This window comes from Chryseobacterium fluminis, from assembly GCF_026314945.1.
In the GTDB taxonomy this organism is placed as follows: domain Bacteria; phylum Bacteroidota; class Bacteroidia; order Flavobacteriales; family Weeksellaceae; genus Chryseobacterium; species Chryseobacterium fluminis.
Genome location: NZ_CP111121.1, coordinates 629,414 through 654,358 on the forward strand (window position 1 = coordinate 629,414; position 24,945 = coordinate 654,358).

26 protein-coding genes are annotated in these 24,945 nt (G+C 38.5%); all 26 read right to left on the minus strand.

What is annotated here, in order from left to right; all coding sequences use genetic code 11:
* Positions 1 to 47: 47 nt before the first annotated feature.
* Entirely contained in the window at positions 48 to 1,226 is a 1,179-nt protein-coding gene (locus ODZ84_RS02920; protein WP_266175515.1) for an acetyl-CoA C-acyltransferase, read from the minus strand.
* A gap of 49 nt (positions 1,227 to 1,275) precedes the next feature.
* Positions 1,276 to 1,725, minus strand: a complete 450-nt coding sequence (locus tag ODZ84_RS02925; protein ID WP_266175516.1) for a hypothetical protein — start codon at positions 1,723 to 1,725, stop codon at positions 1,276 to 1,278.
* Positions 1,722 to 2,117, minus strand: coding sequence for a hypothetical protein (locus ODZ84_RS02930; protein ID WP_266175517.1), 396 nt, complete (start codon positions 2,115 to 2,117; stop codon positions 1,722 to 1,724). The genes ODZ84_RS02925 and ODZ84_RS02930 overlap by 4 nt, the downstream gene beginning before the upstream one ends.
* 478 nt (positions 2,118 to 2,595) lie before the next feature.
* Positions 2,596 to 3,876 carry an MFS transporter gene (locus tag ODZ84_RS02935; RefSeq protein WP_266175518.1) on the minus strand — a complete coding sequence of 427 codons (1,281 nt, stop codon included), beginning with the start codon at positions 3,874 to 3,876 and terminating at the stop codon, positions 2,596 to 2,598.
* Positions 3,877 to 3,897: 21 nt separating this feature from the next.
* Positions 3,898 to 4,497: a bifunctional nuclease family protein gene (locus ODZ84_RS02940; protein WP_266175519.1), complete on the minus strand. Its 600-nt coding sequence runs from the start codon at positions 4,495 to 4,497 to the stop codon at positions 3,898 to 3,900.
* A 165-nt stretch (positions 4,498 to 4,662) separates the two neighbouring features.
* On the minus strand, positions 4,663 to 5,610 hold the full coding sequence (locus ODZ84_RS02945; RefSeq protein ID WP_266175520.1) for an electron transfer flavoprotein subunit alpha/FixB family protein: 948 nt from the start codon (positions 5,608 to 5,610) through the stop codon (positions 4,663 to 4,665).
* 37 nt (positions 5,611 to 5,647) lie between these two features.
* Complete coding sequence (locus ODZ84_RS02950; protein WP_266175521.1) at positions 5,648 to 6,394, minus strand: electron transfer flavoprotein subunit beta/FixA family protein; 747 nt, start codon at positions 6,392 to 6,394, stop codon at positions 5,648 to 5,650.
* 194 nt (positions 6,395 to 6,588) lie between these two features.
* On the minus strand, positions 6,589 to 7,296 hold the full coding sequence (locus ODZ84_RS02955) for an SDR family oxidoreductase (protein ID WP_266175522.1): 708 nt from the start codon (positions 7,294 to 7,296) through the stop codon (positions 6,589 to 6,591).
* A 241-nt stretch (positions 7,297 to 7,537) separates the two neighbouring features.
* Complete coding sequence (locus tag ODZ84_RS02960) at positions 7,538 to 8,071, minus strand: hypothetical protein (RefSeq protein ID WP_266175523.1); 534 nt, start codon at positions 8,069 to 8,071, stop codon at positions 7,538 to 7,540.
* Positions 8,064 to 11,117: a M60 family metallopeptidase gene (locus ODZ84_RS02965; RefSeq protein WP_266175524.1), complete on the minus strand. Its 3,054-nt coding sequence runs from the start codon at positions 11,115 to 11,117 to the stop codon at positions 8,064 to 8,066. The genes ODZ84_RS02960 and ODZ84_RS02965 overlap by 8 nt, the downstream gene beginning before the upstream one ends.
* Positions 11,118 to 11,405: 288 nt before the next feature.
* Positions 11,406 to 12,785: a dipeptidase gene (locus ODZ84_RS02970; protein WP_266175525.1), complete on the minus strand. Its 1,380-nt coding sequence runs from the start codon at positions 12,783 to 12,785 to the stop codon at positions 11,406 to 11,408.
* A 278-nt stretch (positions 12,786 to 13,063) separates the two neighbouring features.
* Entirely contained in the window at positions 13,064 to 13,363 is a 300-nt protein-coding gene (locus ODZ84_RS02975; protein ID WP_266175526.1) for a hypothetical protein, read from the minus strand.
* Between the two features lie 136 nt (positions 13,364 to 13,499).
* On the minus strand, positions 13,500 to 14,648 hold the full coding sequence (locus ODZ84_RS02980) for a class I SAM-dependent methyltransferase (RefSeq protein ID WP_266175527.1): 1,149 nt from the start codon (positions 14,646 to 14,648) through the stop codon (positions 13,500 to 13,502).
* A gap of 50 nt (positions 14,649 to 14,698) precedes the next feature.
* A complete protein-coding gene (locus ODZ84_RS23375) occupies positions 14,699 to 15,103 on the minus strand; it encodes a GxxExxY protein (RefSeq protein WP_323670680.1) in 405 nt (134 codons plus the stop codon).
* Positions 15,103 to 15,546: a DinB family protein gene (locus ODZ84_RS02990; protein WP_266175528.1), complete on the minus strand. Its 444-nt coding sequence runs from the start codon at positions 15,544 to 15,546 to the stop codon at positions 15,103 to 15,105. The genes ODZ84_RS23375 and ODZ84_RS02990 overlap by 1 nt, the downstream gene beginning before the upstream one ends.
* Positions 15,543 to 16,706 (minus strand): methylmalonyl-CoA mutase family protein, encoded by a 1,164-nt coding sequence (locus ODZ84_RS02995; RefSeq protein WP_266175529.1) that lies wholly within the window; start codon positions 16,704 to 16,706, stop codon positions 15,543 to 15,545. Before ODZ84_RS02995 ends, ODZ84_RS02990 begins: the two co-directional genes overlap by 4 nt.
* A gap of 42 nt (positions 16,707 to 16,748) precedes the next feature.
* The gene (locus ODZ84_RS03000) at positions 16,749 to 17,105 is read right to left on the minus strand and encodes an FtsB family cell division protein (RefSeq protein WP_266175530.1); all 357 of its coding nucleotides are present in this window, start codon (positions 17,103 to 17,105) and stop codon (positions 16,749 to 16,751) included.
* Between the two features lie 11 nt (positions 17,106 to 17,116).
* Positions 17,117 to 17,731, minus strand: coding sequence for a uridine kinase (udk, locus tag ODZ84_RS03005; RefSeq protein WP_266175531.1), 615 nt, complete (start codon positions 17,729 to 17,731; stop codon positions 17,117 to 17,119).
* Between the two features lie 752 nt (positions 17,732 to 18,483).
* On the minus strand, positions 18,484 to 18,786 hold the full coding sequence (locus ODZ84_RS03010) for an ATP-dependent Clp protease adaptor ClpS (RefSeq protein WP_266175532.1): 303 nt from the start codon (positions 18,784 to 18,786) through the stop codon (positions 18,484 to 18,486).
* A gap of 12 nt (positions 18,787 to 18,798) precedes the next feature.
* Positions 18,799 to 20,154, minus strand: coding sequence for a hemolysin family protein (locus ODZ84_RS03015; protein WP_266175533.1), 1,356 nt, complete (start codon positions 20,152 to 20,154; stop codon positions 18,799 to 18,801).
* A gap of 363 nt (positions 20,155 to 20,517) precedes the next feature.
* Positions 20,518 to 21,387: an ATP synthase F1 subunit gamma gene (atpG, locus tag ODZ84_RS03020; RefSeq protein WP_266175534.1), complete on the minus strand. Its 870-nt coding sequence runs from the start codon at positions 21,385 to 21,387 to the stop codon at positions 20,518 to 20,520.
* Between the two features lie 76 nt (positions 21,388 to 21,463).
* The gene (gene atpA / locus ODZ84_RS03025) at positions 21,464 to 23,041 is read right to left on the minus strand and encodes a F0F1 ATP synthase subunit alpha (RefSeq protein WP_266175535.1); all 1,578 of its coding nucleotides are present in this window, start codon (positions 23,039 to 23,041) and stop codon (positions 21,464 to 21,466) included.
* Between the two features lie 32 nt (positions 23,042 to 23,073).
* Positions 23,074 to 23,568 (minus strand): hypothetical protein, encoded by a 495-nt coding sequence (locus ODZ84_RS03030; protein WP_266175536.1) that lies wholly within the window; start codon positions 23,566 to 23,568, stop codon positions 23,074 to 23,076.
* Positions 23,569 to 23,585: 17 nt separating this feature from the next.
* Positions 23,586 to 24,125: an ATP synthase F1 subunit delta gene (gene atpH, locus ODZ84_RS03035; RefSeq protein ID WP_266175537.1), complete on the minus strand. Its 540-nt coding sequence runs from the start codon at positions 24,123 to 24,125 to the stop codon at positions 23,586 to 23,588.
* 2 nt (positions 24,126 to 24,127) lie between these two features.
* Positions 24,128 to 24,622 (minus strand): F0F1 ATP synthase subunit B, encoded by a 495-nt coding sequence (locus ODZ84_RS03040; protein WP_259106441.1) that lies wholly within the window; start codon positions 24,620 to 24,622, stop codon positions 24,128 to 24,130.
* A 100-nt stretch (positions 24,623 to 24,722) separates the two neighbouring features.
* Complete coding sequence (locus ODZ84_RS03045) at positions 24,723 to 24,941, minus strand: ATP synthase F0 subunit C (protein ID WP_056031560.1); 219 nt, start codon at positions 24,939 to 24,941, stop codon at positions 24,723 to 24,725.
* Between the last annotated feature and the right edge of the window lie 4 nt (positions 24,942 to 24,945).

A 24,945-nucleotide genomic window follows, 5' to 3' on the forward strand; every position in this document is an offset into this window, starting at 1 on the left:
CGCTGAATATTCGGCGGTTTTTATTTTCTTTTATTATTTTGTTAAAATTACAGGTTCTCAATGACAATGGCAGAAGCCCCGCCGCCGCCGTTACAGATCGCTGCAGCTCCGTATTTGGCATTGTTTTGCTTTAATACATTGATCAGGGTAACAATAATCCTTGAGCCGGAACTTCCAAGCGGGTGGCCAAGCGATACCGCACCACCGTTTACATTCACTTTTGAGGCATCTAATCCTAAGATTTTATTGTTGGCCAGACCTACCACAGAGAAAGCTTCGTTAAATTCGAAAAAGTCGATATCTGTAAGTGCTAACCCTGCCTTTTTAAGAGCAATCGGAAGTACTTTCGAAGGGGCTGTTGTAAAATCTTCCGGTGCCTGAGCAGCATCTGCATAAGAGATGATCTTAGCTAAAGGCTTAAGACCTAATTCTTCCATTTTTTCTTTAGAAACAAGAATCAGGGCAGAAGCACCGTCATTCAGTGTAGAAGCGTTGGCAGCTGTTACCGTTCCTTCTTCTTTTTTAAATACGGTAGGAAGAGTCGGTAATCTGTCGAAGTTTACGGATTTGTATTCTTCATCTTCCGCAAAAATAACAGGATCGCCCTTTCTTTGAGGAATGGTAACGGGAACAACCTCATCAGCAAACCTGCCTTCGCTCCATGCTTTTGCCGATCTCCTGTAAGATTCAACAGCAAAATTATCCTGATCTTCTCTTGTAAAACTATAGTCTGTAGCGCATTTTTCTGCACATACACCCATATGAACTTTATTGTAAACATCCGTAAGACCGTCTAAAACCATTCCGTCCAACATCTTTACATCTCCTAGTTTGGTGGCATTTCTAGCATTATAATAATGCGGAACAGAAGACATATTTTCCATACCACCGGCAACGATTACATCAGCATCGCCGGCTTTTATTGCCTGTGCAGCCATGGTCACAGCTTTCATTCCCGATGCACAAACTTTATTTACCGTCGTAGAAGGCGTTTCAATAGAAAGTCCGGCACCTATAGCTACCTGACGGGCAGGAGCCTGTCCTTCGCCAGCCTGCAGTACATTTCCCATATAGATCTCCTGAACATTTTTCGGATCAAGACCTATTTTATCTAATGCTCCTTTCACGGCAACAGCTCCTAATTTCGTCGCAGGAACAGTGGATAAGCTTCCCAGAAAACTACCCATTGGAGTTCTTACTGCGGAAACGATGAATACTTCTTTCATGTGTATACTTTTTTGATCAATGAGGTCTTTCGATCTCATTTTTATATTTCTATTTTTTGTTTTCTTTCACTTTCATCAATACCAGATCAAACTGCTCTCCATTGAGCTGAGAATTGATCTTGATATAGTTATCCTGAGTGGCAATGACCTTATTATTGTAAACATCACCCACCTTTATCGGATTATTCTGTTCTGTTTTCTCAAGGACAATTACTTTATAATTACAGTCATCTATAAAAACGACTGTAGATTTAATGTAGTCTTTACCATCATTATAAAACTCTGTCTGCACGTTATTCTTTACAGTCATATACCAGAGATTTTTTGGATAGTTAGTCCGCAAAAATGTTCCTTCCTTTATATTACTGCATTTGGCAGGACTATCCACCGGCTTTTTCTGTACGGTTTCATGTTTTTTAGGATCGTTTTTTTTCTGAGCATTAACGGAGGAAATTCCCAGCAACAACAGGGCAACGGAAATTGTTTTTACATCATTCATATCTGTGTCTTTTTATTATTATTTTTAACGAAAATCAGTACGAAAGCACCTAGAAATTCTACGATCCAGCCCCATTTTAATTTTACTACTCCTGCGAAAGTTTCCTGCCATGATTTAAATGGAAGAAAACTGAAATACTGCAGTGACTGCATTTTTACAGCTGCCAGGGTGAAAATAAAGAACAGAACCAGAGCAATTCCTGATGCTCTTACTATTTTAGATTTATTATTCACAATCCCCAATAAGGCAATTGCAGAAAGAATCCAGCATATAATCGCTAACGAATGGTCTAACTTCCAGTAATCCCAGTTTCCGATGACCGGAACATGAACCAATGGAAGAAAACTGCCAACTACAACGACTATTAATGCTAATAACTGAATGTTTTTCATAATTCTTAAAGTACCAAAATACAAAAAAAAACACACTTTAAATGAGTGTGTTTTAAAATTAACTGATTGGCTTCAATGATCTACAGATGATAAAAAAAACAGGCAAAATTTAATTATTCTTTAATAAAAATATCAAAATATTAATTAATTAAAAATCTGAATCTACACTTCCCGATCCGGACTGCAATCCATATTTGCTGTTCGACCGGACATTATTATTAATATAGCCGTAATATATTTTTACATCAATACATTAAATCTTTTCAGACTGAATTGAAAATAAGAGAGTTCGTTCTGCTTATATGCAATAATACTGTTGGAAAACTCTGTATAATACTTATGAGAATAATGACATCTGTGTTTATTCTTCAGGATCAGTTTCAGTAACTATACGATAGAAACTTAAAGGTTTTACCCATAAAAAAATGCGCTTTTCTGGAAAAGCGCATCTCAATATTTTGAAAATTAATTAAATAAATTAATGTTTTATAGCAGATAATTCTTCCGGATTATGTTTATGCTTAAAAATAATCGCAAATAAGATGGTCACGACCAGGGCATATCCTGCAAAAATATACCATGAGGTTTGCCAGCCCTGAAGCTGTAAGGTAGGATCTGTCTGTGAAAAGACGTAATGATTAACTACCTCCTGGGCTCCCAGCATACCGATTGTAGCTCCGAACCCATTCGTCATCATCATGAAAACGCCCTGTGCACTTGAACGGATGCTCTTATCTGTTTCTTTGTCAACAAATAAGGATCCTGAAACATTGAAGAAATCAAATGCAATTCCGTAGACGATCATTGATAAAATAAACATCCATACTCCTCCACCCGGATTTCCAAGTCCGAATAGTCCGAATCTCAGTACCCATGCGAACATCGCCATTAGCATTACTTTTTTGATCCCGAATCTCTTGAGGAAAAAAGGAATTAAAAGAATACAGGCCGTTTCGGATACCTGAGAGAGAGAAATCAACGCATTGGCATGATTGGCTCCCCAGGAGTCGCTGAAAGAAGGAATATCTTTAAAACTTGTTATAAACGGATTAGCATATCCGTTTGTAATCTGAAGTGAAACACCCAATAACATTGAAAAAATAAAGAAGACGGCCATTTTTTTGTCTTTAAACAGACTGAAGGCTTTTAATCCCAGGGCATCATAAAGGCTCTGCTTTTCTTCGCTTTTATTGGTAGGACATTTCGGTAATGTAAAGGAATAAATGAATAGGACAACTCCTAAAATCCCCGACACAAAAAACTGAGAATAGTTATTTTGATATCCTGTAAAATCCACAAATAGCATAGCACAGATGAAACCGATGGTCCCAAAAGTACGGATTGGCGGAAAGGCTTTGATGGTATCAAAATTATTATTAACGAGCACGGTATAGGCTACTGAGTTGGAAAGCGCTATCGTAGGCATATAGAACATCACACTTAAACTATACAGAAGAAACAGTTTAGGGAATTCCACATCAGCACCCGCTGCCATCCCGTAATATCCGGCTGCTACCAGAAAACCGGCTGCCAAAAGATGGCATATTCCCAGTAATCTCTGAGCCTGTATCCATCTGTCAGCAATAATTCCCATCAGGGCAGGCATAAAAATAGAAACGATTCCCTGCATCGCATAAAACAGTCCTATTTTAGATCCCAATCCCACTGAGCCTAAATAATTCCCCATAGAGGTTAAATAAGCTCCCCAAACCGCGAACTGGAGAAAGCTCAGGATGGTAAGTCGTAGTTTTAAATTCATAGTTAGTATAAAAAATATCTTTTAGTCAATTCTTTTCTTTCTCCTTTTGATCTCCTCCTGAATTTCAAGGGCCGTGTCGTAATCTTCTTCTTTAACGGCCTCATCCAGTAATTTCTGGAGCTCTTCCATAGAGATAGATCTCAAATTATCTTCAGCGGGAACGGTCTCAGAAAATGCTTCTTCTTCTTTGGAAACGTCTTCCAGTTCCAGAAGTATTCCGGCTTCGTTCAAGACCTGCTGCGTTGTAAAAATAGGGGCATCGAATCTTACGGCCATAGCCACCGCATCTGAAGTTCTGGCATCAAGAATTAATTCTTCATCATTTTCTTTGTTTCTGAAATTGATATTTGAGAAGAAAACGCCGTCTACGATCTGATAAATGATCACGGAGACCAATTCGTAATTGGCAGAAACAATAAACTTTGTAAATAAGTCATGGGTAAGAGGACGAGGCGGATGAATGTCTTTCTCAAGACCGAGAGAAATGGATTGAGCCTCGAAATTTCCTATAACAACAGGTAATTTTATATGTGTCTCTTCATGTTCCAATAATAATGCGTACGCCCCGGATTGGGTCTGGCTGTACGATATTCCGCGAATAATTAGCTGTTTATAATCCATAGCTACAAATATAAATCATTTTTTTTATTGTAGGATTTACTTTTAGACAAAAATAAAAGCCCGGAAAGGGCTTTTATATGTGAATTGTGAATGAGCTCCGTTGTCGGTTTACCTGCAGTACATAAAACTGATAAGCAGACTGAGCGGCTATTGTCATTCTCTTATTTATCCTTTAAGAGCTTTAATTTTTTCAGTTAATGCAGGAACTATCTGAAAAGCATCACCTACAACACCGTAATCAGCTGATTTGAAGAAAGGAGATTCCGCATCACTGTTGATCACAACAATTGTTTTAGAAGAGTTTACTCCGGCCAGATGCTGAATGGCACCGGAAATACCGATGGCAATATACAGATTCGGAGCAATCGCTTTCCCGGTTTGTCCCACATGTTCTGTGTGAGGTCTCCATCCGATATCTGAAACTGGCTTAGAACAGGCTGTGGCAGCACCCAAAACGTTAGCTAAATCTTCTACCATTCCCCAGTTCTCAGGGCCTTTCAGTCCTCTTCCTGCAGAAACTACGATTTCAGCTTCCTTGAGATCCAGCTTTCCTGAGCTCTGCTCGTGAGAAATCACCTTGGTATCTTCATTGGCAACTGAAAGGTTTTTCACTTCTTCAGAACCTGACACGGCATTTTCTTTAACTCCGAATGCATTCTGAGAAACAGTAAGAATGACCCCTGCCGCTTCAGATTTTGCATGCATGAACCCTTTTCCTGAGAATGCTCTTCTTTTTACCTGAACAGGAGCAAGACTTTCCGGAGCTTCCAAAACATTGGTAATTAAAGAGTGGCCGTTCATTACTGCCAGCATCGGTGCTATGGAAGAAGCATCTGTAGTGTGAGGGAAAACAATGATATTACCGTTTGCCACTTCACTTACAGCCTGGGCATAAGCTTTGGCTGAGAAACTTTTAAGACCTTCGTCTTTGATATTGATGACATTAGATGCTCCATATTTATATAGTAAATCTGAAGAATCTGTGGGGTTTACCGAGATTGCCGTAACGGTATCTCCTGCCTTATCGGCAACAGCTTTAGCGTAAGAAACTGCTTCGAAAGCTGCTTTTTTGTAAACTCCGTTTATATTTTCTGCGTATACGAATACTGCCATGATTTTTTTGTTTAAAGTTTAATGTTTGGGGTTAAGATTAGATTACTTTAGCTTCTTCATGAAGTAACCTCACCAGTTCATCCAAATTATCAGGGGAAACCATTTTTACAGCTGCTCTTGGAGGAACGCTGTCGTAAGATACGCCCTGAACTTTCACTTCTGAAGAAGTAGCTTCTACCACCTGTAAAGGTTTGGTTCTTGCAGACATTATTCCTCTCATGTTCGGAATAATAAGATCTTTTTCGTCCACTAATCCTTTCTGACCGGCAATTACGGCCGGAAGTTTCACAGAAATAGTTTCTTTTCCTCCTTCAATCTCTCTTACAGCAGTAGCTTCAGTTCCGTTTACGTCCAGACCTACTGATGCATTGACAAAAGGCTGATTTAATAACTGAGCAACCATTCCCGGAACAGAACCTCCATTATAATCAAGAGATTCTTTACCGCAAAGGATCAAATCGTAGGCACCGTTCTGAGCAACGGCAGCGATTTCTTTTGCCGTAGAATAGCTGTCTTTGGGATCAAGGTTTACTCTTACCGCATCATTGGCACCGATAGCCAGTGCTTTTCTGATCACAGGCTCAGTAGCTGCATCTCCTACATTCATCACGGTTACGGTAGCGCCTTGAGCTTCCTGCAGCTTTATTGCTTTTGTTAATGCAAATTCATCCAAAGGATTAATTACCCATTGAATTCCATTTTTGTCGAAAGCAGATTTATCTGCTGTGAAGTTAATCTTGGAAGTAGTATCCGGAACACTACTTATACAAACTAATATTTTCATATGTTGTTTTAATTTTTTTACCCGCCACATGAGACCTTACGGTTTCATGTTTCCTATTTTTTTGTTTCTCTTCCAGTATAAAATCGGGGATTCTATACAGAGATTTTGTTTTAATTAATTGTTGCTAATATAAATAAAAAAAATATTATGCATGCATAGCACTTATTATTTTACTATTCAATGCATTAAAATCTCTACTTTGCTGGTTTTGTTGCCCTAAATTCGATCTTACTCGGCAAAACACGGGGATTCATTTTTAAAATATCCAAAACCAGATTTCCCATATCTTCGGGCTGAATCTTCCATTCGTCTTTTTCTGAAGGAACATTTCCATTGAAGTTGGTGGCTACGGATCCGGGCATAATGACGGTTGATTTGATATTGTATTTTCTTAAATCGATCATTGCGGCCTGGGTAAATCCTACGACTCCGAATTTTGAAGCGTTATAACCTGTTCCGTTCTCAAAGAAATTGGCTCCGGCCAGGCTTGATACGGTAATATAATACCCCTGTGTCTTTTTCAGTTCTTCCACTGAAGCTTTTAAGGTATAGAAAACGCCTGTCAGATTTGTGTCGATCATATCATTCCATTCTTCAGCGGAAAGTTGGTCTACAGGCTTGAAAATACCTAAGCCGGCATTGGCAATAACAAAATCCAGTCTTCTGAATTTCTCTTTAATATACCTTATGGCTTCTTCTTCACTTTCCAGACTTCTGACATCCGAAACAATTCCCAGAACGTTATCGGAATACTGCTGAAGTTCATGCTCAGCTTTTTCAACGTCATCTCTTTTCCTTCCGGAAAATGCCACTGAAACTCCATTTTCAAGTAATATCCTGGCAATTCCGAAACCGATCCCTTTGGTTCCTCCTGTTATATAGGCAACTTTATTTTCGATCATAATTTATGGATTTAAGTTCTTAAAAATAATAAAAACGCCCCAAATAGAGCGTTTTATTAACCTAAGATTTATCAGTAATTTATTTTCAGTGAATTTTTCGAAAGTTACCCGCCATTCCGGAAATAACTCAGCGGATCATCTGAATCCATATTTCCATTTGAAAAGCAGGCAAAGAAAGATTTGCAGGACTTTCTTTTTATCCATGAAAGAAGCAATCGCTTTGTAGGAAAGATTCAATAGTTTATTTCCAGTAACTCCATTCCCTGCCGTTAAAAATAGCCAGGGAATTGCTTGCCGTATCATAGCACATCATCCCGGGATAAGGACTTTTGACGTTTAAGTGCGGATTCTGTATCTTAGGAAGAATCATCGCTTTATTGTCGGATTCCAGAACAATGACTCCTTTTGCATTGCTGGTGTGAGAGTTGATAATGATTCCCTGTGTAGTCGAATAATCAGGTGAGGGATTAGGGGTTATCTGAGAATCGTCTCCGCTGTCACTCAGATCGACCCAAATTTCATTTTCATACATTTTTACCTTATCATCACTTGTATCAAACAAAAATGTGCCGTTGTTATGAGAAGTAACTGTTGCCAGGGCTCCTGAAACATTCTCTACAGAAGGAAGAATAATTCCTTTCCTGTTAGAAGGGGAATCTTCAAAATCCAGTATGGTACTGTTCCCGTTAATTTTATCTTTTGATATGGCAATCTGGCCATCAGCAAAACCAAACACATTCAGTACTGTGGCTATATATATTATATTTTTAATCATTGCAGCTTTTTTTAATACAGTTCCACGTGGTTCCGTTAAATAATTTTGTACATTTATCCTGTATGTCGTATAAGAGCATTCCTGCTTTCGGATCCGAAATAGAGTCTGAGGCAGCCGGTATGGTACTTACATGATTTATCCTTGTAACAACGAATCCTTTTGCTTTGGACTGCATTGCAAGGTGCCCGTTCGAAATTTTATCCTGCCAGCCTGGCTGTTTTTCCTGAATCGATATTCCTATTGTAGTATAGGTATCAGGCGTACCTCCTGCAGGAAGTTTTGTGCAGGTGGAGGGATAGACCCGGATTTTCTCTCCATTATACCCTATTGCATATACGGCGGCCGCATCAGAAGGATAGTAAACTTTTGTCGTTTGGTCGGTGGTATCTCCTGTACCTTTGACGGATACATAGATCAGTTCGTTATTAGCATTCAAAGTTTCATAAGCAACTGCATTTTTCCAGACACTGTGCTGTACGGTAAGATAGCTGTTACTTAAGACCACTCCCTGCCCTGTCTGTCCGCTCAGAGAAAGATGATCCCGGAAAGCTGCAACATTCCGCGATGAAATATAATGTATGACCGGCGACACAGGGTTTTTGTAGTTCTGAGCCTTTATATGCGCTATAGTTGCATCGATCTGAGCCTGGGTGATGGTAAGCTGTCCGATACCGTAGTCATCAATAGCTCTGTCTATCGGTTTTAAAAACCCGGTTTTGGTAAAAAATTCAGTGAGGTCCTCCTGTACGGCAGAGCAGGTATTTTTCACAAAATTCAGAAGCAGTTCCCCGTTTGAAACGCCTGAAGCATTATAATTCCTTGCCATATTGGCCACTATTCCAAACCAATGTGCATAATCTACGCCCGTATAACTGGAAGGGTAATTAAAGGAGAGGACGGGTGCATTGCGTGAAGCTCCGGCCAATTGATAATATAATTCAAGCTGCCAGAACGGTACCAGTACTTTAAAGACATCCGTATCGGCATTTCCCTGCAGGGCTTCCTTGTTGACAACTGTATTTAAAATGGCTCCATTTATTCTTCCTCCCACCACACTGGCCATTCCTGTCTGTGGTGGTAAAGATTCTCTTTCCAGACGGGACATCCCGTCGTTTTCGGGATTCATCTGATAATCTACCCAGGCACTATGCATATTATTGGTAACTTCCGTAGTACCGATCCACTTGAGGTCCGGTCTCACCTGATTTACATGGCCAAATTCATGAGCAATTCCCCAAAGCGACAACTTACCGGCACCAGCCAGACTCTCTTCGCCCCATGTAGCATCCATATTTATGCCTAATCCACCTGCGTACCAGCCCCCGCCATTATTACTATAGCTGAACATTCGGTTTTTTGGGACCAAATTATATTTATACAGCCCCATCACGAGCCATTCATTTTTTACGATAAGGTCATATTTTGAAATCAGTTCGTCAGGATTGAAAGCGGCATAAGTTTTCAGCATGCTTTTTTTATAAACCAAATGCGAATGGTTCCCCACAACATCGATCATATGGTACGCAGAATTCGTCAAATTTGCCTGCCAGTCACTCAGTGTAGAATTCTGATAGTGATACAGACCGTTTACCCTACCCGAAACAATATTGACTTTAATATCAGGCAATGTCGTATCGGTATTGTAATAGCTGATGTATCCTAATCCGGTGTTGGTAAGCTGTAATACATTCAGACCATTACGCAGCTCATAGTAGGATGTAATACCATTAATGGTGGTAGAAAAATCCTTTACCTGCAATGAAACATTGACTCCTGAAGGGATATTCTGAACAAACAGCGCCACCTTGTTCCCCTCGGCAAATACAATTCCTGTAGGATTTTCAAAGCTGTCGTAGCCGGTTCCCACCTTTAAATTACCCGTAGTAGCAGCTATGGTTGGATAAACCTTATAATTCTGAACTCTATATTTACGGACATAAGTCCCGTTGAAAAGACATTGTGCCAAACCTTTATAGAATGGCGAGGTCATGGCATCTATATCTGCCTGTGTAACAGATGGCCGTAATGTCGAATAAATATTATCTGCAAAAATATGGGTATAAGGGTTCGCATTTCCTATTGTATAAAAGCCCATTTCGGCACAGCTTGCAAAATTTCCCAGTCCGCTGTTTACTGTAATTCTTATATTAAGAGGCGTGATCTGGCTGGGAAAATAAACATTTACCGGAACAGAAGAATTCTGAAAATCGAACGACATCAGGGTGATGAACGTAGGGTCTGATAAGGTATTATAACTGATGGTCACGCCTCCGAATCTACCATTAGTTCCGTTGACTCTCGGGGTATATTTCAGATAATCAACAGGGGTAGCACCGTCTAATCTGTAATTTAACACTACCGGGAAAGTGGTACTGCCATATGAAGAATGATACAGTGTATTTACGTCGTTATCATAAGATTTATCTATGTTTTCTCCGGACTGGTAAGATGATGCCGTTGTTCCGGCGGGTATAATTGTAGCCTTTATATCACTGGCGCCATTTACATTCAGTTCCGATGTATTGATTATGCAGTCTGTCCCATCATTGATCACAGGTTGTGATTCTGAAAAGAATCTCATTTCTGCGCAGCTCGAAAAGTTTCCCACTCCTGCATTTACAGAAATTTTAATACTGTAAGGATTCTGAATGGCCGTTGGAAAAATAACTTCCTTATCCTGTATAGTAGCAGCCCAGATCAAATCGGTGGTTACCGGAATGAAAGTATTAGGTGCCACCTGTGTACTGTAAGAAATATTGATCTTGGTCCACATCCCGTTTGTCCCGCCAGATTGCCTCGGCGTATAAACCAGTTTTTTTATGCTGGTGACATTGGACGTAAAATAAAACTGCAGCTCATCCGGAATACCGTTCTGAGACCATTTCGAATGATACATGGTCGCAGTGTTTCCGTCGAGCAGTTTGTCTATTTCATTCCCTGGCTGTGCCGGCTGTGAAGATTTGACCGTATACACGGGAACCTGCACAAGCTGTGAGAAACTTTGAAATCCAATGATCAGAAGGAATAATAATAACAATTTTTTCATACATCTGTTTTTTGTATGCAAATTTAGCATATGAAAATTATTTATTGCAAAGAAGAATTAACTTTTTATCTATGAGCCTATTAAGTTGTGTAGATTATTCTTAAAATTTTCCGGAGTTATTTAAATTATACGGCAGTGCAACGCTACATAATTAATATGAAAACACTTATCACGACATACTGATACTTATAAGCCGGATCATATTTCTTCGTTAACAGTAATATAATGTATGCATTACAAAAAAGAAACGCTCCGTTTTACGGGAGCGTTCATGATATCAGGAATCTGTTATTTCGAATAGTTCTCGAAGAACAGCGGAATGCTTTCAATCCCTTTGTAGAAATTGAATAGCCCATAATGTTCATTTGGAGAATGGATGGCATCGGAATCCAGACCAAAGCCCATCAACACGGATTTGGCGCCTAAAACCTTCTCAAACATTGAAGTTATGGGAATGCTTCCCCCTCCTCTATACGGAAGAACTTCTTTACCGAATGTAGATTCCATGGCTTTTTTAGCGGCTAAAAACTCTTTGGTATCAGTCGGTAACACATAAGGCATCCCGCCGTGATGCGGAGTCACTTTAACCCTCACATTATCCGGAGCTATTTTATTGAAATATTTTGTGAATTTCTCAGTAATTTCTTCCGGAGTCTGGTAAGGAACTAAACGCATGGAAATTTTTGCAGATGCTTTTGAAGGAATCACCGTCTTAGCTCCTTCTCCTGTATAACCGCCCCAGATCCCATTGCAGTCCAGGGTAGGACGGATAGAAGTTCTTTCCAGGGTAGTATATCCTTTCTCACCTTCAACGTCTTCTAAACCGATCGATTTTTTGAATTCTTCCGGATTATCCTTCAGTTTATTCATATCTGCTCTGTCTGCATCCGAAACATCTTCCACGTTGTCATAAAAACCGTCGATCGTGATCTGCCCGTCTTCATCGATTAATTCTGCGATCATTCTGGAAAGCACATGAATAGGATTCGGAACTGCCCCGCCATATAGTCCGGAGTGCAAATCCCTGTTGGGTCCTTCAATTTCGACTTCTACATAGCTTAAACCTCTTAAACCTGTTGTAACGGTCGGTTGCTCATTGCTGTAAATGTGGGTATCCGAAATTAAAATACAGTCGCAAGACAGTTTCTCTTTATTTTCATTAACGAAATCTCCTAGGCTCACCGAACCTACTTCTTCTTCACCTTCCAGGATAAATTTAACATTACAAGGTAGCGCATTGGTCTTCATCATTGCTTCAAAAGCTTTTAAGTGCATGAAAAACTGTCCTTTATCATCTGCGGAACCTCTTGCAAAGATTGCTCCGTCCGGATGGAGATCCGTTTTTTCAATATAAGGCTCGAAAGGTGGCTTTGTCCATAATTCCAGAGGATCGGCAGGCTGAACATCGTAATGTCCGTATACCAGCACAGTTGGTAAACTTTTATCTAAAATTTTTTCTCCGAAAACAATGGGATATCCCTTGGTCTGGCAAACTTCGACCTGATCTGCACCTGCATTCTTCAGGTATTCTGCCACCACATCCGCACACTTCAATACATCATCTTTATAGGCCGGATCTGCAGAAATAGAAGGAATCCTCAATAACTCAAATAATTCATCCACGAAACGCTGTTTGTTTTCGTTAATGTAATTTAATGTCTCTTGCATTGTAAAATTTTGTTTTGTTAAAAGTAAAAAAAATGCCGAGCAGGAGCAAACAAAAACATATAATTTTCCTCAGGTTGATTTTGTACAGACTTTGTTTTCATTTCCTGAACAGGAAACGGGTTACTGCCACCCTAGCCCCGATTGTAATGAAAATCCCGCAATGAAGCGGCGGAGCAAAGCGGAGCCGCGTCATGAGGAATTGTAATGGAAAGCGGGATAAAGCTCCAAAAAAATATCCTGCATTTCTGCAGGACATCTTTTATATTGTTACTGAATAATTAATGTTCAGCCTTAGGGTTCTGAGATCCTTCCGGAATTGGAGTCGCGTCAGAATGTCTTCCGTCCTGCGGCTGAGCTGCAGCACGGGTAGTATCTGTACTATCAGACCTTTCGTGCCCATCATGTGCATCTCCTCTGTATTCAGAAAGATTGTCCTGCTCACCGCTGGTCTGCTCATCGTCAGAATATCTGTCAACACCTTCTTCAAGCTTAATAACACTCTTATTTCCGCCAGCCTGAATTTTTTTACAGCTTACCGCTACTGTAGCAAGGGCTAAACATATAACTAATTTTTTCATATGTAAAATTTATTTTTAAAGGTCATATGGAATCGCATCATTTTAGCCGGTTACCATTGTTTTTACAGCAGGCGATTTCACGTTTAATTTTTTAACTGCCCAAAATTAAGAAATCCTCCTTTTTTCGGCAACATTTTTATACTGATTTTAAAATTATTTTGCCTTTTTTGGATTGGGTAAAAATAAGATACTCTTTGCCTCCATCCTTTAAACTATATTTTTTCTTAATTTCTTCAGGTTTTAAAGGATAGTTTTTGGAGATAATATTAAACTGTTCTTTCTTTTTAATCTGCCTGGCTTCAATTATTTCCATTTCAAGAATTCTCCCCGGAAAATCAGGTTTCTTTTCGTCGCAAGTGTACAGATGAGTATTCGGGTGAAGCTTTTTCAATCCGAAACTTTGTGAAATCAGATTAAAAATACCGGCCTTTAAAATGGAATTGTTGGGAATATAGATGTATTTTCCGGGTTCAGCATACTCAGAAACTGCATTTTCTTCATCCTCAAACCGATACTCAAAGTCAGATTCACCACTTTCAAGATTTACACAGGTACAGCTGATATTTCCGGAATTTTCCCGGGATAAAAAAATAACGACTTCCTTCACATCATTTTTTACAGCGATGATGTCGATTCTGAAGATGTCCGGTAGAACCGAGATCAAATATTTAAGGTCAATCAGCGGTGATAATTTTACAACTACCTGCTTGGAAATAGAAAGCAGTTTTTCCTGTATTTCGATGATATTGGGAGATAGATGTTCTAATAAGAAGACTTTATTTTTCTGAGCATCCCTTCTGGCCGGATCCAGATACACCGTATCAAAATATTCCTGATGTGCAGGTAAAAAATCTTCCAGTTTCTGGTTGATGAACCTTGCTTTTTTGCCCAGGACATTCCAGTTGTGCGCTACGGTTTCCAACAGATCCTTATTCTGCTCTACCAAAATGGTTTCTTCAAAATTCCGGGACATATAATAGGCATCTATTCCAAAACCGCTGGTAAGGTCAATTAGTTTTTTACCTTTTAAAATTCCGGATTTGTAAACGGCCGTTTTTTCTGATGAAGATTGCTCCAGGCTTAGCTGTGGAGGGAAAATAATGCCTTTTTCCAACAGAAAAGGAAATTTTTTCTCTGCTACCTGTTTCCCTTTGATCTGCTGAACGATTTCCGACATAGAGACTTCCGGAAACGGAGATTTTTTTAATAATAAGGAATGCAGATCGGCAGACAGATTTGCATGGATATATTCCTGAATTTCTTTGTTTAATATTGTATTCCCCACAGATTTCGCAGATTTTCACAGATCATTATGCTTATTTTAGAATATTCCATTTACTTCCGGAAAATATTTTTATCTATATGATCGGTATTAAAATTAACTAATATTCCTAACTTTAGTCCTGTCAGCTTTAAATAAGTCAACAACTGTTTGTGATGAACATTATTAATTTCTGAAATTGATTTTATTTCAATAATAAATTTGTCATTCACTATAATATCAGCAATAAAGCTCGATTCGATCAACATATCTTTGTAATGGATAAAAATAGGAACTTGACTATTAACATGTAATCCTAAGTTTTTCAATGCGTAGATTATTATTTTCTCATATACTTTTTCTAATAATCCTGGCCCCAACTCGTTATAAACAGAAAAAATACATTTTCTCTCATTCGTGTCTGTTTCCGAAAAATGTAAAAAATCTGTGGAAATCTGCGAAATCCGTAGGAGTGACATTATCTTTTATAAAAAATATAATCCGTTACTACAGGCTCAATGCCATTTTGCCTTAGCAGAGAATTGATCTGCCCTCTGTGGTAGGTCGAGTGATTGACCGCCTGAAAAAGCATTTCAAAGATACTGTTTTCGAATGCTGTTCCTTTTGAATTATGATATTCTCTCCTTTGATCAGGATCATAATTTTCAATAATCTGAATGCTGTTCTTAAAGTTCTGCTGATTAATTTCTTCCAAACTATCAAAAGGATTAATCTGCCAGACTTCAAATGTTTTTTCACCGAGAATCCTTGCATTCCAGATCTGCTGGGCATTAAGGATATGGTTGATTAAGCGTACGGTCTTTTCATCAGCTTTGGGAAGATTGTCAGAGATAATTCTGATCATTTCATTGTTAAAATGAAAAGTATATTCAAATAAATCAATTAATTTTTCTCTCATCATTCATACATTTCTGCCCAACGTACTGCTCTTATTTCTTTCTCGTCATAAAGATCTTCAACAGACTTTCTGACGTCCAGCTTAGGATATAAATTAACGCCAATCAGCTTTATCTTTCCTTCTTCTACCCACTTTTGCTCTTCTATTGCATGATCATAGATCTTTTTCTGTATGATTCCCTTCTTTAAAAGTTCAAGATAGCCACCATCCGCCTCAATTTCCACGAACAATGCCCAGGCCTTTTCTGCAATCTGCTGCGTAATATCTTCTACATAATAACTTCCATTCGCCGCGTCTTCAAAAACGTTGATGATACTTTCATACGCCAGAACGATCTGCTGTTTAAAAGATATTTCCTCAGAATTATCCGTACTTCTGTCTACCAGATAATTATTGCTGAAAACGGCATCCGCACCGCCGATCATTGCTGAAGCAAGCTCCAGTGTGGAACGGATCAGATTATTTTCAATATCTGAAACCGCTTTATTCCTCAATGAAGTCTCTGCGAAAATATAAGGTATTTCATCTAAACCGTATTCTTTTGAGAATTGGTTGAAAACAATCTTAAAGGCTCTCAATTTCGCCATTTCAAAGAAGTAATTCCCTCCCACTGCCAGTCTGAAAACGAGTTTACTGATGATCTCAGGTCCGTATAATTCAACCAGTTCTTTGGTTTGGGCAAGAGCGAATCCTAACTGCTGGTCAATAGCTGCTCCTGCATTCTGGTGAAGCGCGATATCGATACAGATATTTCTTTTAAACTGCTTTGCTAAGAGTTCTTTGACGAGCTGATCATCAATCAGTGCATTTTTTTCATCAAAGACATTGATGAGAGAAAAATACTGATCTTCCTCTGTGGGACTGATATGGCCAGCCAGATCTTTGTTGTTAACGAAAATAGTCTTCTGCTGAAGCCCCTCCACATTATGATCCAGAATAAATGCAAATACATCCTCTTCCAGACTCTCGTGATATCTGGCAACCAGATGTGTGTTTTCCTCTATTTTCGGAAGGTTTACCAAAGGCTTTTTTACGGAATCATAAAAAGGCTTCACCTCAATTCCTTCCAAATTATCTTTTTTGAGAATGGAGTAAATATCTTCAGTTTTAAGTTGCTTTTTTACTAAATTTTCCCAGCCTGAGAAGGTATCTGTATTTGCCATTTAGGGTAGAGTTATGCGTTCAGGGTTATACGTGATGAGTGCTTATTTTTTTGCGACTTCTGTACTGTCGACCACCAGAATGAAAATTTCTTCATTCGGTTTTTTCATAAAATAATTTTCCCGTGCGTATTTTTCTTTTTCAGATTTATTGTTCATCAGCTTCTTGTAGAAAGCATCATTTTTTTCGTATTCTGTTTTATAATACTCCAGCTGTTCTTCGTACTTGTTAATCTCACCGTTGAGTTCATTAATCACAAGAAAAGAAGTTTTATCAAAAAAAATCATCCACACCAGAAACAGACAGATCGTCAGCACATATTTATTAAGTACATAATGCTTAATAAACCTCACTGTATCTGATGTGGGTTGTATGTCTTTTATTAATTTTTTTTCAGCCATTACCGTATTTTTTAGTGCTTTCTCAACGAATTTTTAATTACAGTAGTCAGAAAATCGATCGCTACTGAATTTTGTTTCATGTTCGGAATAATCAGGTCTGCTTCATTTTTAGAAGGTTCGATAAATTCCTGGTGCATAGGTTTGAGTGTCGTCTGGTAGCGGTGTAATACCTCATTCAGATCTCTTCCTCTTTCCTGGGTATCTCTTCTGATTCTTCGGATCAGTCTTTCATCAGAATCTGCATGAACGAATACTTTCAGATCAAACTCTTTTAATAATTCTTTGTTGGTAAGCACCAGAATTCCTTCTACCACCAGTACATTTTTTGGTTCTACCGTGACATGATCGCCTGTTCTGGAATGGGTAACAAAGCTGTAAATCGGCTGCTCGATCGCTTCATTATTTTTCAGTGCTTTTACATGTTTTAACATGAGTTCAAAATCGATCGATTTTGGATGGTCATAATTTAAGGCTTCCCTTTCTGTAAGGGTCAGATTATGATTATCGTGATAATAATTATCCTGAGAAAGGATATTCATTCCTTCGATATCCAGCTGTTGAAGTATTTTGTCAACAACTGTAGTTTTGCCGGATCCTGTACCTCCTGCAATTCCTATTACAAGCATTCTTATTGAGTTTCTTTATAGTTGGTACAAATATACTATTTTATTTAAAAGCGGGAAAAAGGAAGCACCAAGATGGAAGGTTTATTCTGAAAAATATAATCAGGCGAAGAAGTGGCGATAATTTTTAATGATACAGCGGATAAAATTATGGTATTAATCAGTTTTGTACTCAGGACTGTTATATTTGACTATAATACTGCGTTGCAGATTCGAATGTGATGGGCTTAGGTAATAAGTACCGCACGAAAGGATTCGTGCGGCAGCGGTGATCTTTTTCTGATAAGGCTATTCTTTAATTTGTAGATTTTTCCAGATTATAGACCTAACTAACAGGACAGTAAAACTATTAGCCCAAGCATTTCTCCTCGCTACTGCACGAATCCTTTCCTCGCTACCGCACGAATCTTTTCGTGTGGTAGCCTGTATTACCCATAGATTCTAAGACAACACTGTCTTCTAAAGTATCTTTTATCAGAATAATTTTTGCACTGCGGAATCTAAAATCACTGCTTGGAAATCCGAAACTCTGTTTAATAAGCTCTACCACACGAAGGATTCGTGCGGTAGCGGTGTTTTAATGCTATCAGGAAGAAACTGATATTAAGGATTGTCCCTGCACAGGATCATAGAATATTTTAATTTAAAAGATGCTTTGTTCCCGCTTTGCGTATGATAACCGGGACAGTAACTTTCAGTCAGAGAAAAGTCCTGTAAGCGGTCCACAAAAAAATCCGGCATTTCTGCCGGACTTTCTATACGATTTCGCTTGTTAATTCTCTTGAAATTAATCTTTCATGCATCGGCTTCAGGATATCCATAGAGCCTGTTTTTACGGTGCATTTGCCTTTATAATGAACCAACATGGTGCATTGTTCGGCCTGTTCTGTTGTATGTTTGCAGATTTCTATCAGACAATCAATCACATAATCAAAAGTATGAATTTCGTCATTATGTAAAATCAATTTGTAGACATCATCCGTTTCATCCAAAACCAGTACTTCCTCTTCATACTGACGTTTTGGGTTTTCGTAATCTTTTATATTGTTATAAACCATTTTTAGTTAGTTTTAAACTTCCACGATATCAATCAGATCATTTAAATTGTTTGGCTGTTTATAAACCAATTCTACAATCTCAACACTCTTATTATTCATTTTCAGAATCTTGAAATGATAATTTTCAAGGTCAAACTCCTGGTTTTCCTCCGGAATATCTTCAAGCTCATGAAGAATGAAGCCTGCTAATGAGTTATACTCACTTTCTTCCGAAAGGGGCAGTTTCTTCGGTAGAAATTCATTGATTTCGTCAAGAGGCTGCGTCGCCTGAACCCAATAAGTATCATCACCTATTTTGTCAACTATTTTTTCTTCATCATCCTCTTCATCCTGAATTTCTCCCACCAGCTCCTCAAGAATGTCTTCAAGGGTAATGATACCTTCCGTACCTCCGAACTCATCAATAACAATCGCAAGATGCTGCTTTTTCTGCTGGAAAATCTTCAGTAAGTCTGAGATCTTTTTGCTTCCCACTACAAAAAATGCATCCCGCATTAATTCCTTAAGATCATCGTGACTAAGCTCACCTTTCCGTTTAACGAATTCCCGGATGATTTCTTTCGTATACAGGATTCCTATCACATTATCAATGGAATTCACATATACCGGAATACGGGAATAGCCGCTTTCCATGATTTTATTGATGATTTCATTAATATCTTCTTCAAAATCGATCGAAGTGATATTCTGGCGGGGAACCATGATCTGTTTCGCGGAATGATCGGTAAAATCAAATGCATTTTTGATGATCTCATAATTCTCTTCTTCAATCTCTCCACTGTCAGCACTCTGTTTTACCAAAAGCTGTAGTTCTTCTGTAGAGTGAATCTCCTGTTCTGAGGCAGGATGAATTTTAACCAATCTCAAAAAGGTATTCGACATCAGGTTCATCAACCAGATAAATGGTTTGAAAACCGTATAAAAAACACGCAACGGAACAGCGGTTGCCATGGTTGTTGATTCCGATTTCCTGATGGCTATTGATTTAGGAATCAATTCTCCAAATACAATATGCATAACCGTAATCAGTACAAAACTGGTAACAACTGAGATCGTGGTGATCGTAGCCTGGGCCATCTCTACGTTCAGGGAATGAAAAAGACTTTCCACAACATGATGAAGAGCGCTTTCCCCTACCCAACCTAAGGCAAGAGAGGCTAATGTAATTCCGAGCTGAGTGGCAGAAAGATATTCATCAAGATGCTTGATGATATGCTCAGCCTGCTTAGCCATTGAGTTTCCTTCGGCTGCCTTTAGCTGGATTTGAGAGTAACGAACTTTAACAATTGAAAATTCTGCGGCTACGAAAAAGCCATTTAATAATACAAGTAATAAGGCTACCAAAAGCCTGACTATGTCCGAGTCCATTTAGAAATTATATAAATTTATTGGTACAAAGATATATAAAATAAAAATAACCTGCGCCCATGCAAAGATAATTCCTCAATATTAGAAGTATGATAATGCCCGCTACAGCTGTTTAACCTATATTTGCGATGAAATTTAATTTTTAATTAAATTTTAAATTCCTGATTTCATGAAAAAGGCTTTCATCATCAGATTTTGTCACTTCGGCTGAATTTTGATTAAACCGTACAGAAAAAATATTCTGACATGATAGACCATTTTACTGATGTGATCAATAAATTAATACGAAAATTTAAGTCTACGGCCATAAGCAACAAAAAAGCACCGATTAAATCGATGCTTCAGTATTTTTAAAATAATTCTTTATGAATTTTTTAAAGCTTCTGCTCCTGAAACGATTTCCAGGATTTCGTTTGTAATAGCTGCCTGTCTTGCTTTGTTATAGAAAATGACAAGATCATTTTTAAGAGCCTGAGCATTATCCGTTGCTTTATGCATCGCAGTCATTCTAGCCCCGTGTTCTGATGCTACTGAATCTAAAACCGCTTTAAAAATCTGAGTTTTTATAGATTTCGGAATCAGATTATCTAAGATTTCGGCTCTGTTCGGTTCAAAAATATAATCAGTTTCTACATGAGATTCTGCATCATCAACGTCAGCCATGGTAATCGGAAGAACTTTCTCTGTCGTTACTTCCTGCGTAGCTGCATTCACAAATTTATTGTAAATAACATACACTTCATCAAATTTACCTTCTTTAAAGCTGGTCATTACTGCGTCTGCAACATTAGCCACCCTATCAAAGTTCAGATTATCAAAAACAGCACTTTCGTTTGAGTATACTGTACGGGTCTTTCTTACTGCATCGTAAGCTTTTTTACCGATAGAAAGTACTTCAACCTCATATTGTGATTTATTCTGAAACTGTGCATTCAGCTCTTTAACAATAGAAGAGTTAAAGGCACCTGCCAAACCTCTGTTTGAAGTAACGGCAATAAAAAGTATTCTTTTAACCTCTCTTTTCTGAGCATAAATAGAAACCTGGTCAGGATCTGAGCTGGAATTTACATTCTGGATGATCTCCTGTAGTTTTTCAGAATAAGGTCTTAACATCACGATTGCATCCTGTGCTTTTTTAAGTTTCGCTGCCGAAACCATCTTCATAGCACGTGTAATTTGCATCGTAGATGAAATTGAAGTAATTCTGCCTCGTATTTCTTTTAAGTTTGCCATTAATTTTGGTTCAAGGTTTAAGGTCTAAAGTTTAAGGTTTAAAACATTGAATTCTAAACCTTAAACATTGAATTTTTTAGTTATATTTAGAAGCTAAATCATTAGCAGCCTGCTTAAGAACACCTGTGATAGAATCATCGATTTTCCCGGCTTTAATAGCAGCCATGGTATCAGGATGCTTAGATCTTAAGAACTCGATATATTCGATTTGGAATTCTTTTACTTTTCTGATAGGAACGTTTCTCAGTAAGTTTTCAGTTCCGGCGTAGATCATGGCTACCTGGCTGTCTACAGGAAGCGGAGAGTTTACCGGCTGCTTAAGGATCTCAACGTTTCTTTCTCCTTTGGAGATTACTGCCAAAGTAGAAGCATCAAGGTCAGAACCGAATTTAGCAAATGCTTCCAGTTCTTTATACTGCGCCTGATCCAATTTAAGTGTACCGGACACTTTTTTCATTGATTTGATCTGAGCGTTACCTCCTACCCTTGATACAGAGATCCCTACGTTGATCGCAGGACGTACCCCTGAGTTGAATAGATCAGACTCCAAGAAGATCTGTCCGTCTGTAATAGAGATTACGTTTGTAGGAATATAAGCTGAAACGTCACCTGCCTGCGTTTCAATGATCGGAAGTGCTGTTAATGAACCGCCTCCTTTCACAATTGGTCTTAAAGACTCAGGTAAATCATTCATCTGGCTTGCAATTTTATCATCAGCGATAACTTTTGCCGCTCTTTCCAATAATCTTGAGTGAAGATAGAAAACGTCTCCAGGATAAGCTTCACGGCCCGGTGGTCTTCTCAATAGCAGGGAAAGCTCACGGTAGGCAACCGCCTGTTTGGATAAATCATCATAAACGATCAAAGCCGGTCTTCCGGTGTCTCTGAAGAACTCACCGATAGAGGCTCCTGCCATTGCAGAGTATACCTGCATCGGAACCGGGTCTGATGCGTTAGCAGCAACGATCACTGTATAGGCTAAAGCGCCTTTGTCAGAAAGTGTTTTAACGATTTGTGCTACCGTAGACGCTTTCTGTCCGATAGCTACATATATACAGTATACAGGATTACCTGCATCGAAAAATTCTCTTTGGTTGATAATCGTATCGATCGCAACAGTCGTTTTACCGGTCTGTCTGTCACCGATGATTAGCTCTCTCTGACCTCTTCCTACAGGGATCATAGAGTCGATTGCAACGATACCTGTCTGTAAAGGCTCAGTTACCGGCTGTCTGAAGATAACTCCAGGCGCTTTTCTTTCCAGTGGCATTTCGTATAAATCCCCAGTAATAGGACCTTTACCATCGATAGGGTTACCAAGAGTATCCACTACTCTTCCTAACATTCCTTCTCCTACTTTGATAGAAGAGATTCTGTTTGTTCTTCTTACTGTATCTCCTTCTTTTACTAATTTACTTTCCCCTAACAAAGCAACCCCTACGTTGTCTTCTTCAAGGTTCAGTACAATACCTTCTACATCACTAGAAAATTTCACCAACTCTCCGTATTGTACGTTTTCTAACCCGTATACACGAGCAATACCATCACCGATGGTTAAAACTGTACCTACTTCCTCAACGTTTGATTGAGTATCGAAGTTGGCCAATTGCTGTTTTAAGATCGCAGATACTTCTGCCGGATTTATTTCTGCCATTGTATGGTTGTTTTTTCTTTTTTAAAATAATATTATTTTCCTATACTAATATTAACACCGCTTGCGGGTCTTGTGTCCTGAATAATTACGGTCTGGGTAGCATTGTTCTGGTAATACCGCTTAGAAAACTGCTGGCCGTATTTTTCAACAAGCCTGTTCACTTTTTCCATATTAAAACTTCCGTCTTCATTGAATACTCCGGTTTTATAAAGGGCTTTAACGGTAGATTTATTGGTTTCAATTACTTCATATGATAAGTTTGTTCCCAAAAACTTTACCTCACACCATGATACTTCACCTTCTTTATTATATTTATCCCTCTTCGCAATATCATTGGTTTTATGAAGAATCACCGCGACTTCACTGTCTTTATACTGAATGTTGCATTCAGAATCAAACATTCCGCAACCGTCATACTTAGCCCATTCTTTACCGTCTATGGTAATAATGCCCTTTTTCATTTTTATATCCTGTCCAAAAGCGAAACAAGAGACGACAAGCATTGAACTAAATAAAATTTTCTTCATAATACAAGAATGTATTTTTAGTTTAACTGGAAATCCTTTTTAACCTGATTAAGTTTAGATTTCACTGAAGCATCTACTAACTGGTCACCCACTCTCAAAATATAACCTCCAAGAATATTTGGTTTTACGTGCAATTTCAAGTCGTAGTTGGAATCAGCATTCACCAGGTTGGTAGATTTTAAAATCTGGTCAAGGTTTTCTTTTGAAAGCTGAGTCGCTGTCGTAAGAGTGATTCTCTGTACTCCGTTGATATCTTCCACTTTATTGATAAACTCCTGAGCGATATTTTTCAATTGATTTTCTCTTCCCTGTCTGATCACCAAGGTAATCAAATTCTGTGAAGAAGGAGATAAACTTTTGAAAATCTCCTTGGCTACTTCTGCTTTCTTTTTAGAATCGATGTAAGGCGTATTAAAGAATTTGTTTAAATCCTGAGATTCAGCCATGATCTTTACTACATCTTTCATTTCAGAAAATACAGTAGCCGTTTGCCCTGACTCATTAGTGAAATCAAGTAAACCTTGTGCGTATCTTTTAGCTACTTTAGATGTAAGCATTATTAGTTAAGGTTAGATTTGTTTAAATAATTTTGAACTAATTCGTTTTGAGCTTCACTGTTATCCAGTTTCTGCTTCAAAATAGATTCTGCAATGTTTACTGATAAAGCACCGATCTGAGTTTTGATATCTGCCATCGCAGCATTTTTCTCAGCATCGATGGTTTGCTTCGCAGCTTCGATCATTTTATCTCCTTCAGATTTTGCAGCATCTTTAGCTTCCCCTACGATTCTATCTTTAATTTCTCTAGCTTCTTTAAGGATAGCATCTCTTTCGACTTTAGCTTCACGAATGATTCTTTCGTTATCCGCTTTAAGTTCTTCCATTTCTTTTTTAGCCAGTTTAGCTTGGTTTAATGCATCAACAATAGAAGTTTCTCTGTCGTTTACGGCATTAACAATTGGTTTCCAAGCGAACTTTGCAAGAAGAAACAATAGGATAACAAACGTAAGAGTCATCCAAAACAAAAGTCCAATTCCAGGTTCAATAATTCCCATATCTGTAAATTCTTTTTTAAGTGTTATTTTATGGATTGTTTTTAAAATTCTTAGCAGCAGCCAACCGCTTCACTGCTAAGAATGTTTTTTTGAGGATAGATTACTTGATGAAAGCACCAAAGATAATCGCAATAAGACCAGCACCTTCGATAAGACCAGCAGCAATAAGCATTGCTCCCTGAATCTTACCAGCCTGCTCTGGCTGTCTCGCGATAGCATCCATTGCGTGACCTCCGATTTTACCGATACCTAGACCTACACCTAGTACTGCTAAACCGATACCTACGTAAACTAAACCTGCTCCAGTTGACATGTCCATAATA